The sequence below is a fragment of the Pseudobdellovibrio sp. HCB154 genome (assembly GCF_046267985.1).
Classification (GTDB): Bacteria; Bdellovibrionota; Bdellovibrionia; order Bdellovibrionales; family Bdellovibrionaceae; genus Pseudobdellovibrio.
Map to the genome: position 1 here is coordinate 758,264 of NZ_CP176530.1, position 17,045 is coordinate 775,308.

General features: G+C 40.8%; 15 protein-coding genes. 7 read left to right on the plus strand and 8 right to left on the minus strand.

The genetic code is table 11. The features are described from left to right. The first annotated feature begins 44 nt into the window (after window positions 1–44). On the plus strand, window positions 45–824 hold the full coding sequence (locus tag ACKWCF_RS03850; RefSeq protein ID WP_409479378.1) for a M24 family metallopeptidase: 780 nt from the start codon (window positions 45–47) through the stop codon (window positions 822–824). Here the strand turns inward: ACKWCF_RS03850 and ACKWCF_RS03855 are convergent. The 4 genes from ACKWCF_RS03855 to ACKWCF_RS03870 all read right to left on the minus strand — a co-directional run bounded on the left by ACKWCF_RS03855 (window position 811) and on the right by ACKWCF_RS03870 (window position 5,201). Continuing rightward, the gene (locus ACKWCF_RS03855) at window positions 811–2,628 is read right to left on the minus strand and encodes a M3 family oligoendopeptidase (protein WP_409479379.1); all 1,818 of its coding nucleotides are present in this window, start codon (window positions 2,626–2,628) and stop codon (window positions 811–813) included. The genes ACKWCF_RS03850 and ACKWCF_RS03855 overlap by 14 nt on opposite strands. Continuing rightward, window positions 2,625–3,146, minus strand: coding sequence for an orotate phosphoribosyltransferase (gene pyrE, locus ACKWCF_RS03860; protein ID WP_409479380.1), 522 nt, complete (start codon window positions 3,144–3,146; stop codon window positions 2,625–2,627). The genes ACKWCF_RS03855 and pyrE overlap by 4 nt, the downstream gene beginning before the upstream one ends. A 398-nt stretch (window positions 3,147–3,544) precedes the next feature. Next, window positions 3,545–4,582 (minus strand): hemolysin family protein, encoded by a 1,038-nt coding sequence (locus ACKWCF_RS03865; protein WP_409479381.1) that lies wholly within the window; start codon window positions 4,580–4,582, stop codon window positions 3,545–3,547. Window positions 4,583–4,697: 115 nt separating this feature from the next. Beyond that, a complete protein-coding gene (locus ACKWCF_RS03870) occupies window positions 4,698–5,201 on the minus strand; it encodes a hypothetical protein (protein ID WP_409479382.1) in 504 nt (167 codons plus the stop codon). A gap of 162 nt (window positions 5,202–5,363) precedes the next feature. Between ACKWCF_RS03870 and ACKWCF_RS03875 the strand changes: the two genes are divergently transcribed. Further along, a complete protein-coding gene (locus tag ACKWCF_RS03875) occupies window positions 5,364–6,209 on the plus strand; it encodes a hypothetical protein (protein WP_409479383.1) in 846 nt (281 codons plus the stop codon). A gap of 157 nt (window positions 6,210–6,366) precedes the next feature. Further along, entirely contained in the window at window positions 6,367–6,813 is a 447-nt protein-coding gene (locus ACKWCF_RS03880; protein ID WP_409479384.1) for a hypothetical protein, read from the plus strand. Between the two features lie 123 nt (window positions 6,814–6,936). On the opposite strand, the gene fusA is transcribed toward ACKWCF_RS03880, so the two are convergent. Then, the gene (gene fusA / locus ACKWCF_RS03885; RefSeq protein WP_409479385.1) at window positions 6,937–9,045 is read right to left on the minus strand and encodes an elongation factor G; all 2,109 of its coding nucleotides are present in this window, start codon (window positions 9,043–9,045) and stop codon (window positions 6,937–6,939) included. Window positions 9,046–9,312: 267 nt separating this feature from the next. Here fusA and ACKWCF_RS03890 point away from each other — a divergent pair, with 267 nt between their 5' ends. The 3 genes from ACKWCF_RS03890 to ACKWCF_RS03900 are packed head-to-tail and all read left to right on the plus strand — an operon-like array spanning window position 9,313 to window position 12,257. Continuing rightward, window positions 9,313–10,167 carry a protein-glutamine glutaminase family protein gene (locus ACKWCF_RS03890; protein WP_409479386.1) on the plus strand — a complete coding sequence of 285 codons (855 nt, stop codon included), beginning with the start codon at window positions 9,313–9,315 and terminating at the stop codon, window positions 10,165–10,167. A 19-nt stretch (window positions 10,168–10,186) separates the two neighbouring features. Further along, window positions 10,187–11,644: a RecQ family ATP-dependent DNA helicase gene (locus ACKWCF_RS03895; protein ID WP_409479387.1), complete on the plus strand. Its 1,458-nt coding sequence runs from the start codon at window positions 10,187–10,189 to the stop codon at window positions 11,642–11,644. Next, entirely contained in the window at window positions 11,628–12,257 is a 630-nt protein-coding gene (locus ACKWCF_RS03900; RefSeq protein WP_409479388.1) for a leucyl/phenylalanyl-tRNA--protein transferase, read from the plus strand. The genes ACKWCF_RS03895 and ACKWCF_RS03900 overlap by 17 nt, the downstream gene beginning before the upstream one ends. On the opposite strand, the gene ACKWCF_RS03905 is transcribed toward ACKWCF_RS03900, so the two are convergent. Both ACKWCF_RS03905 and ACKWCF_RS03910 read right to left on the minus strand, forming a co-directional pair. Beyond that, on the minus strand, window positions 12,254–13,243 hold the full coding sequence (locus tag ACKWCF_RS03905) for a trypsin-like serine protease (RefSeq protein ID WP_409479389.1): 990 nt from the start codon (window positions 13,241–13,243) through the stop codon (window positions 12,254–12,256). The genes ACKWCF_RS03900 and ACKWCF_RS03905 overlap by 4 nt on opposite strands. Window positions 13,244–13,419: 176 nt before the next feature. Next, entirely contained in the window at window positions 13,420–13,902 is a 483-nt protein-coding gene (locus tag ACKWCF_RS03910) for a PilZ domain-containing protein (RefSeq protein WP_409479390.1), read from the minus strand. An 89-nt stretch (window positions 13,903–13,991) separates the two neighbouring features. Here ACKWCF_RS03910 and ppk1 point away from each other — a divergent pair, with 89 nt between their 5' ends. Next, window positions 13,992–16,145, plus strand: a complete 2,154-nt coding sequence (gene ppk1 / locus ACKWCF_RS03915; protein WP_409479391.1) for a polyphosphate kinase 1 — start codon at window positions 13,992–13,994, stop codon at window positions 16,143–16,145. A 1-nt stretch (window position 16,146) separates the two neighbouring features. On the opposite strand, the gene ACKWCF_RS03920 is transcribed toward ppk1, so the two are convergent. After that, complete coding sequence (locus tag ACKWCF_RS03920) at window positions 16,147–17,019, minus strand: hypothetical protein (protein WP_409479392.1); 873 nt, start codon at window positions 17,017–17,019, stop codon at window positions 16,147–16,149. Window positions 17,020–17,045: the final 26 nt, after the last annotated feature.

Here is a 17,045-nt window from a genome sequence, read left to right on the forward strand (position 1 = left end):
AAAGTTCAGTCTTGTTAAGATAAAAGTATAGGTTGGAGGAAAAAATGCGGCAAAAGTCTAGTTTGATTAAAAATAAAGAGGCGGTAAAAGCCATGCGCACAGCGTGCGGCATCTCATCGCAGCTGCACACGTTATCTATGACTGGAGCGGTTGTGGGGCTGACAGAAAAAGAACTCGCGCAGAAAATTTCGCGCGTGTACGAAACAACTGAAGCGGGAAGTTGGGCGTATCCGATGTTAGTGGGTGCTGGTTCACGCACCACAATTATTCATGCTCAACCTACGCAGAAAAAAATTAAAGAAAATGAATTAGTTCTGATTGATATGGGTGTAAAGTACAAAGGCTTTGCCTCTGATATCACACGCACTTGGCCAGCCGGAAAGAAATTTACCAAAGAGCAAAAAACAATTTACGATATTGTTTTAAAAGCTCAGAAAGAAGTGATTAAAGCCACACGCCCGGGTGAAACGCTTACAGGCTTACATGCGCTATCGAAAGACATTTTGTTAGAAGGTCTGCTTCGTCATAAAGTGATCGCTAAAGATGAATTAAGCGAAGTTTTTCCACATAAAACATCGCACTGGATTGGCCGCTTAGTACATGATGCTTGCCCGTACTTTAACGAGGACGAAACTGCAGTAAAGCTTGAAGCCGGAATGTTATTTACAGTTGAACCAGGGCTTTATTTAAAAAAACGTAAAGATAAATATAATAATATCGGAATCAGAATCGAAGATGTGGTGCTAGTCACTGAAGATGGCTGTGAAGTCATCTCCAGTGTAGCAAAAGAAGTGGATGAAGTTGAAGAGCTTAGATCTTATTGAACTCTTCGAGTTTACCAGCTACCGTGTCGAGGGCTTTAATCCAGAATTTTTTATCAGTGATATCTTCACCTAAATGTTTCTGGATTAAGTCTTCGGCAGTCATAAGACCAGTGTCACGTAAGATCGCTGTGTACTTGTTACTAAAATCTTTACCCCATTCATTTTTGCGGGCGTAAAGACTTAAACTAAATAAATACCCAAATGTATACGGAAAGTTATAAAAACTCATATTCGCAATCGAGAAGTGTAGTTTCGTTGCCCAGAACATGGGATCAGGTTGCGAAAGACTATCACCGTACCAGTTCTTGTAAGCGTCAGACATTAACCCAGTTAACTCATCCGGTGTTACAAAACCATTTTTACGTTTGTCATAGAAATTCTTTTCAAACTCAAAACGTGTCGGAATATTTAATAATAAACTGACGGCGCCTTCAGCGATTGACCAGTACACATCTAGTAAGTCGTCTTTAGTTTTTGCTGACGCGATTTGGTAATCGAATAAAGTTTGTTCAGCAAAGATACTTGCGGTTTCGGCTAACGACATCGTGTACATCGTCGCAATCTTTGGCATATCACGCATAACCCAGTTGTGATAAGCGTGACCAAGCTCGTGAGCTAATGTCGACGTATTTTGCGAAGAACCAGCGAAAGTTAAAAACACACGTGGTGATCTTGATTTAGAAAAACCACCGCAGTACGCGCCATTGCGTTTATTCGGGCGCACACTCGCATCGATCCAGTTTTTATCTAACATCAATTGCGCAAATTCACCCATCGTTGGGTCCATATGTGTGAACGCATCTTTAACTTGGCGAAACGATTCTTTAAACGTTAAGCCAGTTTCAGACTTGATCGGAGCTGGAGCTACTAAATCCCACGGGTCTAATTGTTTTTTACCGTAGTGTTTAGCCATCGCCTTCGCTGTTTTTTGCACGATCGGACGATAGTCAGCCACGGCATCAATCATCGCCTGTAAAGTTTCGGCTTTTATACGGTTATCATGAAGAGGTTCATCTAAATAATCTAACTTCTTCTTATCGTTCGAACGAAGTTTATTAACATCGTGTCTCCAACCAGCAAGAGCATTTAGAATCGCGGCTGCTGATTGCTGGTGCTCGCGCCAAGTATTTTGAATACCTTCCCAGCTGGCTTTACGAAGTGGTTCATCGGCGCCTTGTGTATTGCCAAAGGCCACTGCAATACTGGTTGGTTCTGGTGTTGACGGATGGTTGATTTTCACTCGTGCAGAACTTGAAATTGAAGAATAAAGATTACCCCAAGACGTGTGGCCATCTTTATTTAAAGTCGACATGATCGCTTCTTCTTTTTCTGATAAGAGATTGTCTTTTTTAAGACGAAGTCTTGAAAAGTGAAAAGCATAGTCTTTAATTTTTTCAGCTTTGAAAAAGCTTTTAAAGTTTTCTTCAGATGTTTTAGATAAAAATAAATTCAGCGGTGTAATCGCAATTTGAAATTGTGAATTCACATCTTTATAAAGATAAGAGTACATTTTTTCAGCTTCTACGTTTTTAGAATCTAAAGAAAATTCAAACGAAGCGTACGAAGATAAATTGAATAACAAGATTTGCGCTTGAGAGTAGATGTTTAAAGTTTCTTGTAAACCCTCTAAAGCCTGCGCAGAAAGTGTTTCTTCAGGCTTTGCTAAAGAAGAGGCAAAACTTTTTAAGTTGGCTTCAATTTTAGCTGTTTGTGTTTTTAAAATTTCTAAATCAGTTGTGAATTCTTTCGAAGTAAAAGACGGGTATTCAGTGGTGTTATCCCATCTTGGTAATGTTTCAATCATTTTGGAAAGTCCTTTCTTACGAACAAGCTTTTTACTTGTAGATCAATCGCATTTAATTTTGCAACAGCTTCGTTGCCACCGCGATTGATCACGCATAATACAGTGTTGATGTTGGCTTTAACCGAACGAAGATCAGCCGTACTTAAAATAACTTGGCCACCTGAGGTGATGACATCTTCGATGATGCAAACTTTTTTATTTTCAATCGCAGCGCCTTCAGCAAATAAACATGTTCCGTAGTCTTTGGCTTTTTTTCTAACGAACGTTACGGGAATTCCTGTTTCAAGTGAAATCGCTGTGGCTACAGGGATTCCGCCCATTTCAAGTCCAGCTAAAACTTCCGTGTCTTTTGGAACGAGTTGTGCCATTTGACGAGCGATTTCGCGCAATAATTCAGGGCGAGATTCAAAACGATACTTATCAAAGTATTCATTCGAGATTTGTCCTGAACGAAGTTTGAATTCTCCAGTTAAATGTGCGACGTCGAAAATTTTTTTAGCGAGTTCTGAATGAGTCATGCAGTTTCCTTTAGACACTAAATTGTTCGAAAAAGTTTGGCTTAGATTATGCTTTAATTAAGGAAGTTGGAAGTCATGGTGCTAAAATGAAAAAGCAATTAAGCTTATGGTTTGAACAATTGAAAGAGCAATTGATCAGTCGAGGAAAAGCCTCAGACTTTCAAACCCTACGTCTTTTCGCTATCTTAGCGGGCCTGACATTAATCTTTGTCGTAATGCTTACCGTAGTTCAGTTCTCGCCAGTAGCGCCTAACCATAGCGAAATTAAGCAGTCTCTGGACCTTAGTACTGAGGCCAAGCTGTCACCGTAGTTCTTAGATCAATTTAAACAATAGTCTATTTTGGCAAGGGCTCTGCCCTCGCCCCTTCGGGCTTCGCGAAATAATCGCATCCTGCGATTATTTTCTGTGCTGTTTTTTGCGTTGTTGCCATTGTTCCATGGCGTACTTGCGCATGTCTTCGATGTTGTCGAATTCATCCATGATTTCAACGCCTAATAGGGTTTCTACGGCGTCTTCAAGGGTTACAAGGCCGGTTGTGACTCCGTACTCGTCGTTTACAATAGCTAAGTGGGATTTTTCTTTAATAAAGAAATCTAAAACTTGCGATACCGTCATGCGCTCGGCCACATTTGAAATCGGCATTAATAACTCGCTGATTTTTTTATGATGTTGGTCGGCTGATAAAGCTTCTAAGATTTTATAGCGGTGAGTAACGCCGATAATATGATCTAAAGAATCTTGATAAACCGGAATGCGTGAAAAGCGGATCGGTTTAAATTTCTTTGAAACTTCGTGAACTGTCATGTCGCCTTCAAGCGCCATGAACACTGATCGCGGAGTCATAATATCAGAGACATAAACATTATCTAACTTCATTAAGTTTTTAATGATCGTAGATTCTTTCGCTTTTAAAGTTCCTTCTTCAACGCCGATTTCAGCGTGTTTGATCATCTCATCACGAGTGACATCAGGCTCTTCAGTGCTTGAAGCTAAGATGCGTGAAATCATGTCTGACATTTTCACAAAAGGGTAAACGGCGATTGTCATCATCTGTACGCAGTACGCACAAAAGAGCGATAACGATTTCGGATTATTCTTGCCGATTGTTTTCGGAACGATTTCAGCAAAAACTAAAATCATAAAAGTTAAAAACACAGAAAATAAAGTTACGTAAGTATCGCCAAAAGTGTTGTGCACTTCAAAAGCGATCCAGGCAGAACCTAAGGTGTGTGAAATTGTATTTAAAGTAAGGATCGCAGAAATCGAGCGATCCATATTGTCGATCACATGTTTTAAAACTTTGGCTGATTTAGGGCGTTGTTCAACAGCAACTTCAACGAAGGCTGGCGACAATGAAAGCAAAACAGCTTCACATAATGAACAGATAAACGAAATAGACAAGATCAGCACGAAGGCGATCAGAATTAAAACCATGTAGTTAACACCATAGAAGACGTCATCTTAGCATCTTTTCTGGGGTAAAAGCTAAGAGCTTCTAGACCATTGACCGGGAATTGATATTTTCATGCTTAATCTGCGCGCAAAACAACTAAAACAGATGCATTAGCGTAAGGCTCGGGTAGGTCTCTTGAATTCGTGCTGTGTCATAGTTCATGGCTCTGTGAGAAACCTGGAGGCCGATATGAAAATGCCCACCAAGATGTTCAAGATAACCAAAATCAATTTGTGGTCCGTGGCCATCAGTTAACGGGCCAAGTTCAGCAAAAAAATCGTAGTGACCTAAGATAAGCCAACCGGAGTTCCAATAATAACCAAGAGACAGGCCGTAGGATTTTCCGGTTTGATATTCAACATCGTTACGTGATTCAGCCACATAATGAAAACCTAAAGTGGGGCCGCCGCTTCCGATGCGCCCGAAATACATTAAATTAAAATCGGCCTTGCTTGAGTAAATAGAATTTTTAGAAGGGGCGCTTGTCAGGCGAGCCGTTGCCGCGCCTTGAAGAATCACCGAGTACATGCGTGGTGATAATGCCGCAAAGCTATCGAGTGAAATAAAAAAAAGAAATACAAAAGCAAAGCCACGCATCATTTTTTAATTTTAGGACAACATTAAACAGCTTGTATATCAATTTTCACAAAGCTTAGGGCTTTTTGGGATGTCTTTAATTTTTTAAATCCTTCATGGGCTATTTCAACTTGGTCTGACTATTGAATTATCCAAAGATTCTAAATTTTAAGAAGAGGTGAAAAAATGTTAAAATTATTTTCTGCGCCGTTATGCGCACTTATTTTAGTTTTCGGACTTTCAAGTTGCAGTGATTCTGATGATGATACAGCGTTAACGGGCGAATCTTCGGATTTGATGGTTCAGCAAATCGGTGAATCAATGGTTTCAGTTGATGAATCGAGCGGAAATAATAACGGCACATTTACACGTTCAAGTTTTTTAGAAGCCGCCTGTAGTGGTGTAAGTTTTGGCGCGTGTGGAGCAACAGTTTCGGCAACAGCGGTTAAAGATTTCAACGGCTGTACTATTGTGAATGGGTTAGTTACTGTATCAGGTACAATCACGCTTACTTACGCTGGAACAGGTTCGGGTACATGCACGATTCCTGCGGTGGGCGACAGTGTCGCTCAGGTTCCGGCATTTACCGCAAGTTTAGTTGGTAACAACGGATCTTTTGCGGCTTCAGCTTTATCAACAGGGCAGACACTAACTCGTGCAAGTTCAGGCACCTTTACTTTTGCTAACACGGGTATTCGCCGTGTGTACACATCAGGTTCAGGTAATGCGATTGCTGATATTACAACACTCACAACGTCTGATATTACGATTTCTGGAACAACAAGAACAAATCGTGTTATTAACGGAGGTGTTCTGCAAGTTACGAACAACTTAACAAACGAAGTTTGTAATGTTTCACCTAATAATGTGACGTGGACTTCAGGCTCTTGTTCTTGTCCGACTTCAGGAACTTGGACGGGCACATGTTCAACAGGACAGCCTGTTTCAGTGGCCTTTACGTCAACGTGCGGAAGCGTTGAAACCATGTACGGTACGGCTTCTAAAACGCTTACGATCGAACGTTGTAATTAACAAAAATTTTCGTTGGCAGTGGGTCACTCTAAGGCCCACTGTCAATATTCTAAACGCTCAATGGTTGCATAACCTTTTATATCGCCCCCAATTACGGATTAGGAATTGCTGGTTAGGTCTTCGACCTTAAACCCAACCCACGTTTTTTGGAGGAATAATGAAGTTATCAAAGTTAGTTCTTACAGTTATTTTAATGTCTGGTTCAATGGCCTTCGCCCAACAAGAAGAAGTGCTTTCGGATGCACAAATTCAAGAAACCTACGCTGTTCAATGCGGTACTTTAGAAGAAGTCGGTAAAGCCGTTGGCCAAGATATGTCGACGATCACAGATGAAGAGAAAAAAGAATTACAAGAGATGCGTAAAACAACTTACGACGTTTTAGTTGGCGGCGAAAAAGCGATTCAAGCGCTTTTAGATGAAGGTAATAAAAACGACACGGGCGGATTCGGTGTGATTTTAGCTTGTGGCCTTATCGATCAAATCGGTTCAAAAATCTCTGAAAAAGGTTGTTTAAATATCGAGACTGGCGAAACAACTAAAGGCGAAGCAGGTATCAAAGCTTGTAAGTCTGTAATGGATGCGATCAAAGCTAAACAAAAATAATTCCGCGCGGACGCGCAGGAGGCGCTGCTCGCACGAGCTGCGCTGGACTAATCTCAAAAAAAAGCCCCGGTGTCTTCCACCAGGGCTTTTTCATTTTTAATGTTACTTAAAAATTTATCGAGATTACTTTTGCTCAGCTGCACGCTTAGCTGCGTACTTCTTAGCAAGTTCTTCTTGAACGTTACGTGGCGCTGGAGAGTATTTAGAGAATTCCATAGTGAACTCACCTTTACCTTTAGTCGCTGAACGTAAGTCAGTTGAGTAACCGAACATTTCTGTTAACGGTACTTCTGCTTCGATCGTCACGTTACCTTCGATAGTTGTCGTACCAGCAACAACACCACGGCGTTGGCTGATTTGACCAGTTGCTGGACCTTGATATTCTTCAGGTACAGTTGTCTCAAGTTTCATGATCGGCTCAAGAACTGTCGGTTTAGCTTTTTGGTAAACTTCACGCATTGCCGCCATAGCTGCAATTTTGAAGGCCATATAAGATGAATCGACATCATGGAATGCGCCGTCTACTAAGTCTACGTCAACATCCACGATAGGGAAGCCGATCATAGGACCTTTAGCACATTGCTCACGGAAACCCTCTTCAACAGCTGGGATGAATTCTTTAGGAATACGACCACCCACAACTTTATTGTTGAAACGGAATACTGAACCGTCTTCTTGTTTTTCAAGAGGTAAGATACGGCCAGAGATTTTCGCGAATTGACCAGAACCACCTGTTTGTTTTTTGTGAGTGTACTCGTAAGGAGCTTCAGCACCGATTGTTTCACGGTAAGCCACTTGCGGTTGACCAACAGTAACTTCGCAGTTGAATTCACGTTTCATACGCTCGATGTAGATTTCTAAGTGAAGCTCACCCATTCCTGAGATGATTGTTTCATTAGATTCTTCGTCACGGTGAACGCGGAAAGTAGGATCTTCTTTACGGAATTTTTGTAACGCCTTAGAGAAGTTATTCGTACCTTCTTTAGATTTCGGAGCGATCGCTAAAGAGATAACTGAATCTGGAACGTGCATAGATTGCATAGAAGCTTGGATGTTCTCGTCACAGAAAGTATCACCTGAAGCACAGTCGATACCGAACATAGCTACGATGTCACCAGCGTATGCTACTTCAACGTCTTCCATTTTATCAGCATGCATGCGTACAACGCGCGGTACTTTTACCGATTTTTTGTTCACTTGGTTGATGATGAAATCACCTTTACGAAGTGTACCTTGGTAAACGCGCATGTAAGTTAACTGTCCAAACGGAGTTTCTTGAAGTTTGAACGCTAATGCTACTAGAGGTTTCGAATTATCCGGAGATAATGGGAATTTCTCTTCGTTTTTAGTTAAGTCTAAAGCGTTTTCAATTTTTTCAGATGGGTTTGGTAAGTAGTAAGTTACGCCATCTAATAAATGTTGAACGTTTTTATTTTTGAACGCAGATCCGCAGAATACTGGAACTAATTTTAATGAGATAACGCCTTTACGGATAGCCGCTTTCATCTCTTCGATTGTAGGCATTTCTTCCATTAAGAATTTTTCAGCAATACCGTCGTCGATATCAGCTAATTTACCAACTAATTCTAATTGGTATTTTTTAGCATCTTCAACCATGTCAGCTGGAACTGGGATTTCAACGATGTTTTCACCGTCATCACCTTGGTTTTCGTAAGCTTTCATAGTTACTAAATCTACGATACCACGGTGTTTGTCTTCTAAACCGATTGGAATGTTAACCATTACAGCGTTAAGACGTAATTTTTCAACTAAAGCATCTTTAACACGGAACGGGTTAGCACCTTGACGGTCTAACTTGTTCACGAACGCTAAGCGCGGAACATTGTAACGTTTCATTTGGCGGTCAACTGTGATTGATTGAGATTGTACACCAGCAACACCGCAAAGTACTAGAACAGCTCCGTCTAATACGCGAAGAGAACGTTCAACTTCTACTGTGAAGTCAACGTGGCCCGGTGTATCGATTAAGTTAATTGTATAATCTTTCCAGTGAACTTGAGTTGCTGCTGACTGGATAGTGATCCCTTTTTCTCTTTCAAGATCCATCGAGTCCATTGTTGCGCCAACGCCATCTTTACCTTTTACGTCGTGGATTTCGTGAATTTTACCGCCGTAGAAAAGGATACGCTCAGATAAAGTAGTTTTTCCTGAGTCGATATGCGCTGAGATACCGATATTGCGGACTTTGTTAATGTCCCAAGTTTTTGCCATTTTAACCTCTAGTTTAGATGGGTTTATGTTGTTGTTTTTATTCAATTAAAGATAACGGTCTATCAGACTTTTTTTAGAGACGCAAACGCTATGGCAGACGCCCAAAATAAGGGCAAGTTTGGAAGTGGATTTGCAAAGTCTATTGATAGCTATGAAGTTGTACGTTAACAGGCTCTCAAATCCAATATATTTGCTTACAGCACATATTGTGTCGGTTCTTTCGACATTGGGCGCGCTTTCGTCGGTCATCGCGAAGGAGAAAGTCCAATGAAGTTAAGAATTGTTTTATTGTTATTGTTAGGATCAACGCAGGTCTGGGCCGGAAACCAATGTCTGAACCTGTTTGATGACCACCAACTTCTGTTAGACCGCAAAAGCCTGATCGAGCAGGATTTATCTTCTATTTACATGGCCGAAGTTGCCGGTAAAACGCCTGCCGAAGTTGCCGATATGAATCTGAAAACGTTGGCCAGCATTCAGCAAGAAGTGCCGTTCAAAACCACTTCAACACGCGCCGTGGAAATCACTGAAATGGCGGCGGATAAACTTGTCGATCTAACTTATGAAAATCCGATCGTGAATCCAGGAAATAAAAAATACGATCCAAACCGCAATATCGGTTTTTGTTTTGGGCGTGCGACATTTATTCATTTGATGCTGTTAAAAATGGGCGTGCAAAAAAATTCGATCCGCAAAATCTGGGCGATTGGTCCTATGAATACCGGCGATATTAACTGGCGTTACCATGTGGCAACTATGGTTTACACTAAAAAAGGTTGGCTAGTGCTTGATACAAATCACGGCGGGCCAGTATCTCCGCAAGAATGGATTGCGACATATTCAAAAATGAGCACTGACGGTAAACTACGTTTTTATAGCAGTGATGCCAGCAAGTTTGCTTTTATGATGGGAAAATATTCGCGCTTACAATTAGGTATGGATATTAATCAAGAGCGTGATTTTTACCGTGGTTACTTTAAAGACATGATGGAATGGGTTCGTAAAAGAAAATTATCAGAAGACGGCATTGTTTCTGTCGATAAAGATCTTACAGAAAAACAATCAATTTTAAACATGACGATGTCTGATATGTGGCGTTCCGTCGTTGAGTTTTTACGATAAGTTCTTTAAACTCTACTGAGTGCACGATTTAAATCAAATTCTTCAAAAACATTTTGGCTTCGCGGAATTCCGCGGAGCTCAGCGCGAAGTGATTGAACGTCTTTTAGGCGGTCATTCGACGTTAGCGCTAATGCCGACCGGAACAGGAAAAAGTTTATGTTTTCAGTTTATGGCCCATGTGCAAAAGCCCGGTGAATTGGTGCTGGTTGTTTCGCCGCTGATTGCCTTAATGCAGGATCAAACACAAAAAGCTGAAAGCACGGGGCTTCGGTCGTCTTTTATTAACTCTTCAATTTCGGGTGATGAAAAAGAAAAACGTTTACGCCAATTAGCTGATGGAAAATTTAATATTTTCTTCGTTACACCGGAGCGTTTTAAAAAAACTGAATTCTGGGAAGTGATTCAAAAACAAAAAATTTCTTTATTTGTTGTCGATGAAGCTCACTGCGTTAGTTTGTGGGGCCATGATTTCAGACCTGATTACGCTAAACTTGGCGGAGTCATTGAAAAATTAGGAAAGCCTACTGTATTGGGGTTAACCGCGACCGCAACTATTCCCGTACAAAAAGAAATTTGCCAGTCGTTAGGGCTTGAAACTGAACAGGGCATTGTGACTAGTGGTATTGAGCGTCCTGAATTAGCTTTAAGTGTGCAAGACATTTACGGCGAAGAAGAAAAGTTTGAAGCCATGTACGACATTATGAAAAAACACCCTGACCAATCCGGCATCGTGTATTTTTCATTAATTGCAACCTTAGAAAATTTCGGCCGCTTTTTACAAAAGCACAAATACACGTATTTAAAATATCACGGTGATCTTATGCCGGGGCAGCGCCGCCAGAATCAAAATCAGTTTTTACGCGCTAAACCCGGTGAAACCACGTGGATGTTAGCCACTCCGGCGTTTGGCTTGGGTGTTGATAAACCCGATGTGCGTTTTGTTTTACACAGTGAAATTCCATCAACTTTAGAATCTTACTTTCAAGAAGTAGGACGTGCGGGGCGTGATGGCAAGCCGGCTAAAGCAGTTTTATTTTACGATGAAGATGATGTTTCAATTCAGATGCAGTTTTTAGATTGGGCTTATCCGGATAAAAACTTTATTTTAAAAGTTTATCGTTTAATTAAAGATAATTATGACCGTGTTTCACAACAGGGTTTTGATTTTCTGCGCGAGCAAATGACTTTTAAAAATAAAAAAGATTTTCGCGTGCAATCAGCGGTGAGTATCTTGGCCCGTTGGGGTTGTTTAGAAGAAGTTGATAGTTTATTTGGTTATCGAGCTTTACAAGAGCCGGCTGAATCTTTATTTACCCAAGAAAACCAAGACCTTCTAAAAAAAGAACATCAAAAAAAATTACTCACGATTTTACAATGGGTGAAACAAACTGACGAATGCCGTATGAAGCGCATTTATCTTTATTTTGGCCACTACATTGAAAACGACTGCGGTGTGTGTGATGTCTGCGCTCAATGATTTTCCAGATCCGCATGATGCTGACATTATTGATGGTGTCATTGCAGTCGGTGGTCTTTTAGATGCACCTAATTTAAAACTTTCTTATAGTTTGGGAATTTTTCCGTGGCCCCATGAGGGATACCCGCTGTTATGGTTTTGTCCTGATGAGCGCGGTATTCTTGAGTTTCATGAATTAAAAATTAATCGAAGCCTAGCCAAGTGGATTCGTAAATACGAGCCGCTGATTAAAGTCACGGTAAACCAGGCTTTTACGCAAGTGATTCACGAATGCCAGCAGCAAGTGCGGGCCGGGCAAAAAGGCAGTTGGATCACACCAGAAATCATCGACGCTTATACGGAGTTAAGTCAGCAGGGTGGTGCGCTTTCGGTAGAGTGCTGGTTAGACGATGAATTGATTTCGGGTATTTATGGTGTTCGCAGTAAAAACTATTTCAGCTGTGAGAGCATGTTTTTTAAAAAAGATAATGCTTCGAAGTATGCTTTTGTCAGGCTTGTGCAGTATCTTAAATCACAAGGCTTAACCTGGATGGATTTACAAATGGTGACCGATGTTTGTGAGTCGCTGGGCGGGAAATATATTTCGCGTGAAGAGTTTCTGGATCGTATTTAAATCGTTTGTAGCATAGGGAATGTGTTTTTGCGTTTTTCCAATTCACCCATCGAATTGTAGATCCATTTTTTGTGAAAATCTAAATTTAAGTATAAACTTTCGCCAAAGCAGTTGTTAAAAGTGTTTTCCGGATCTTCGTCTTTCACTTTGAAAGTCGCAATAGCAATGGCTTGGAGATAGTCTTCTCCGTCGCGGTCAATAAACAGCGGAGCCCCGGAATCCCCGCCGCAGACGCCAGTAGAATATCTTTGGCTGCGTTGGATAACCCGGTTAGAGAAATCGGCTATATTGAGATTTAATTTGGCTTTCATTAAAGTTCCATTCAATGGCGGTGGGCCATCAGTAAAACTTTCTTGTTGAAAGCGAGGGTCTTCGGCCAAACGGTTATATTCGCTGATGCGCCCGTAACCGGCGACGTAACCCTCAGCGGTCATTTTCACATCTTTACTTTGCGTCATGTAAGATACGGTATTGAGATCTTTAAAGTAAGTCGGCAAAGTTTTCGCGCCTTCAATAGGACGGGTTAATTTTAAAATGGCTAAATCGTAACGGTTAGAACGGTTAGCTGGGCCTGAGATAACTCCCTTGGCCATTTCCCGTTTGCGGGATTCTTGGTATTCGTCAGGAACTTTGAAATCTTGAATCTGGTAAATTTGGTTTGAACTTAAAGCTTGGTTTACATCGTCGGTAAAAATCACGCGTGATTCTTGAATGTTCGTTGTACAGTGAGCCGCTGTTAAAATGTAGCGCTCATGCAGAATCACGCCGCTGCATAAACCGAATTTGCGAAACAGTGACGGTGAACTGCTATCAAAAGAAAAGTTTTTCGCAATATATACCGTACGGCCAAAAAGTGAATCATTTCTTAGAACCGGGGTTCCACGTAAGATACTACCGTCGATTTTAGTTTTATCCATAAACTTTGGATCACCACAAGCGGCCAAAGTGAAACTTAAAAATAGCGTAGCCCAAAGACGTAAAGTCATAGAATGTTCGAAATTCAAATTCTATGCGCGTTTTCGCGGGGTTATATGCGATTTGGTAGATGTGTTAGCGTCGAACTTTTACTAAGTCTGTTAAAGAAATAACAGTCGTATTAAGAGCTACATATTTTTAAGTGTATCAAAATGAGACGTGAGAAAAGTAGCTTATAAGCTACAAACTAAAGATACAGATTCATTAAAACAAGCCAGCTTAAGATCGAAAAGAACATTAACGTTAGATAGAAAAAGTGATCGCCCACTTTTTTGCGATCGTTATCGCCACCAAGGTTAAATTTTTTCGTATCCATTTTAACGGCTAGACCTTGAACTAGGTTGATGCGTTGAAGGCGGTCAAGTTTATAGAAGTGAACGGCCACTTCGTTGGAATAGTTATCTTCAGGCGCTATACGAATAACGATCGCGTAACAGGCCATTGATTCTGAACCTGGAACTGCAAATTGGATTTTGATAATTTCGCCTAATTGCGGTGATAGATCGTTCGCACAAACAAACGATAAACCTGTTAAAGAAACATTTCTTAATTCGGTTTTTTCTTCCCAAGGTAGACGTTCAGCTCCTGAATAGCGAATCAGACTATTATCCTGGGTATCCAGGACATATCGTGGTGATCGTGCGTGATAGCGTGCTAAAGAGCCAGACATAGTACTTACTTATCGGCTAGTCGTGGAACAGTCTAAAGACAGTATCTTGACTTGAACCTAACATTCTTCGGTCTTAAACTGAGACACTCATGAGTCCAGCGCAGAAAAAAGTCAGAAAGAAAAGAAAAGTCAGAAGTACCGAGCACCCCAAGAGCTCGGCTGAGCTGTTTAATAACCGCGAATTAGGCTGGTTGCAGTTTAATTTGCGCGTGCTGCATGAAGCGCAAGATAAAAAAAATCCTCTTTTAGAACGTTTAAAATTCTTGTCGATTTCTTCGTCAAACTTAGACGAATTTTTTATGAAACGCGTCGGTGGTTTAAAACGTCAAATCGCTTACGGTTTAACCCCGAAATCTTCTGACGGGCAGACGCCGAAAAAGCAATTGCAGATGATTGCTAAGTTACTCACGACAATGCTTCATCAGCAGCAAATGCAGATGGACCAATTTCGTTTAGAGCTTTCGCACAAAGGCTGCGATATTGTTACTTATAAAAATTTAAAACCAGCGGATCGTAAGTTTTTAAAAGATTATTTTTTAAAACAAATTTTTCCTATTTTAACACCGCTGTCAGTAGACCCTGGGCATCCGTTTCCGTTTATTTCAAATCTTTCGGTTTCATTAGGTGTATCGCTAACACAGACAAGTGCTGTGGATGATGATAAAATTTTTGCTCGCGTAAAAATTCCTAAACTTGTGGATCAGTGGATTCAAATCGGCGAAACAGGTCGTTACATTCACGCCATCGAAGTCGTGAAAGCGCATATTGCTGAGCTTTTTCCACAGATGAAGGTGAAGGGCACAGTTGTTTTTAAGGTCACACGTAATGCTGACTCTGATCGCGAAGATGAAGATACTGAAGATTTATTATCAATGATCGAAGAAGAACTCCGTCAGCGTAGATTCGCCGAACTAGTGCGTGTTGAATTTTCTGATTGTACCGATCCATGGCTTAAAACATTTTTGATTCGTGAACTAGAGTTAAAAGAAGAAGACATCTACGATATGCCGGCTGAATTTGATTTAGTCGATCTTCCGCAATTAGTGAGTCAGTTAACTTGGACCGGTGACAAGTACACGCCATGGTCTCCGGTTGTACCTGCGGTTTTATCAGAGCAAATTTCAATTTTTGATCAGATTAAAAAACACGATATTTTAATTCACCATCCGTTTGAATCTTTCTCGGCAACAGTTGAGCGTTTTATTTCTGAAGCAGCTCGTGATCCGCATGTGCTAGCGATTAAAATGACGTTGTACCGCACAGGTGATAACAGTGCGTTTATTCGCTCCCTGATTGAGGCCGCTGAAGCTGGTAAGCAAGTTGTTGTGCTTATCGAGCTTAAGGCCCGTTTTGATGAACATAGAAATATCATCTGGGCGCAAGAGCTTGAATCAGCCGGTGTTCACGTGGTGTACGGAGTGGTAGGCCTTAAAACACATGCGAAAACTTCGCTAGTTGTTCGTAAAGAAGAAAAATCAGTTAAGACCTATGCGCATATCGGTACTGGCAATTACAATGAATCAACGTCAAGATTTTACACCGACGTTGGTGTGTTAACTTCTGATGAACGCATTACGACTGAATTGATCGAGTTGTTTAATTATTTAACGGGTAAGTCGATGAAAACCGATTACCAACATTTATTATTAGCGCCGATTAACATGTTTAATAAGTTTAAAGAACTTATTTTACGTGAAGCCGATCACGCGAAAAATAAACGCCCGGCGCATATTATGGCGAAGTTTAACAATATGGAAGAAAATGATATTTCGTTAGCTCTATATGAAGCTTCACAAGCCGGTGCCAGCGTACAATTAATCGTGCGCGGTTTCTGTTGTTTAAAACCGGGTGTTAAAAAAATGAGTGATAAAGTCGAAGTGCAATCAACGATTGGCAGATTTTTAGAACACTCACGCATTTTCTATTTTAGAAACGGTAAAGAAAACCCACTAGACGGCGATTTCTATATCGGTTCAGCCGATTGGATGTATCGTAACCTTCACGCCCGTGTAGAAGCGATTACACCGATTTACGACCGCACAGCCAAAGAAAAACTGTGGGATATTCTACAGTCGTATTGGAATGACCAAGCACAAAGTTGGCAGATGAAATCTGACGGTAGTTATCACAAAAAACAAGTGACCGATCACAAAGCTATAGCCGGCGTACAAGCAGAAATGATGACGAAGGCCCTACAAAAAATCACGTTAACTGAAGACGATCTAGTTAAAGACGAAGAATAGCTTAAGCTAACAAATCATGAATGCTGCCTTCTTTTAGGCCGGTCATTGGGATTTTTATCTTAGTAATTTCAAAACGATTGATAATCATTAAAATTAAATCCATCGCAAGATCTAATACATCGATGCGGTCAGGGCGAAGTCCTAACGCTAACTTTTGTTCAACGCTTAACTTTTTCCAATGCTCTTGGATTTTTAACAATTCAGATTTTTCTAAATGTGTTTGCGGCGCTTTTTTAAGAATAGCAAGTTTTAATCGCGCGATCGCATCGAAATTTCCACCGGTGCCTACGGCCACATCAAAATGGTGGCGGCCATTTTTAATTTTTTTAAGATGGCTTTCACAGTATTCGCGAACGTTTTTATTTTTGTTTTTAATGGATAATAAACGTACAACGCCTAACGGGTAACTTTTCGAAAATAAAATCTTTTCTTGATAAAGACCTGTTAATTCGGCACTGCCGCCACCAATATCAATCAAGAGGGCGTTATGAAAGTGATTCGATTTCGATTTTAAAATAGCATTACGAATTAAGCGGGCTTCTTCTTGGCCCGAGATAATATCTAGCTTAATTTTGCTGGTTTTTTTGATTAGGCTAACAACCGCTTTTTTGTTTTTAGCATCGCGCATAGCGCTGGTGGCAAGGGCGATGGTCTTTTGCACTTTGTTTTTCTTATTTAACTTAGCAATCTTTTTGAACACTTCGACCAGCTCAGCCACAGTTTCCGGTTGCAAGCTTTTATGCTCGAACACATCAGTTCCTAAGCGCAGCGGAGCTCTAAACTTCTTTATTTGCTCCCATTGGCCATTTTCATGAATTTCCATGATAACAAGGCGTATAGCGTTTGAACCTACGTCGATCGAACTGACTCGCATATGTTAAGTTTTCCTTTAAAAAATAT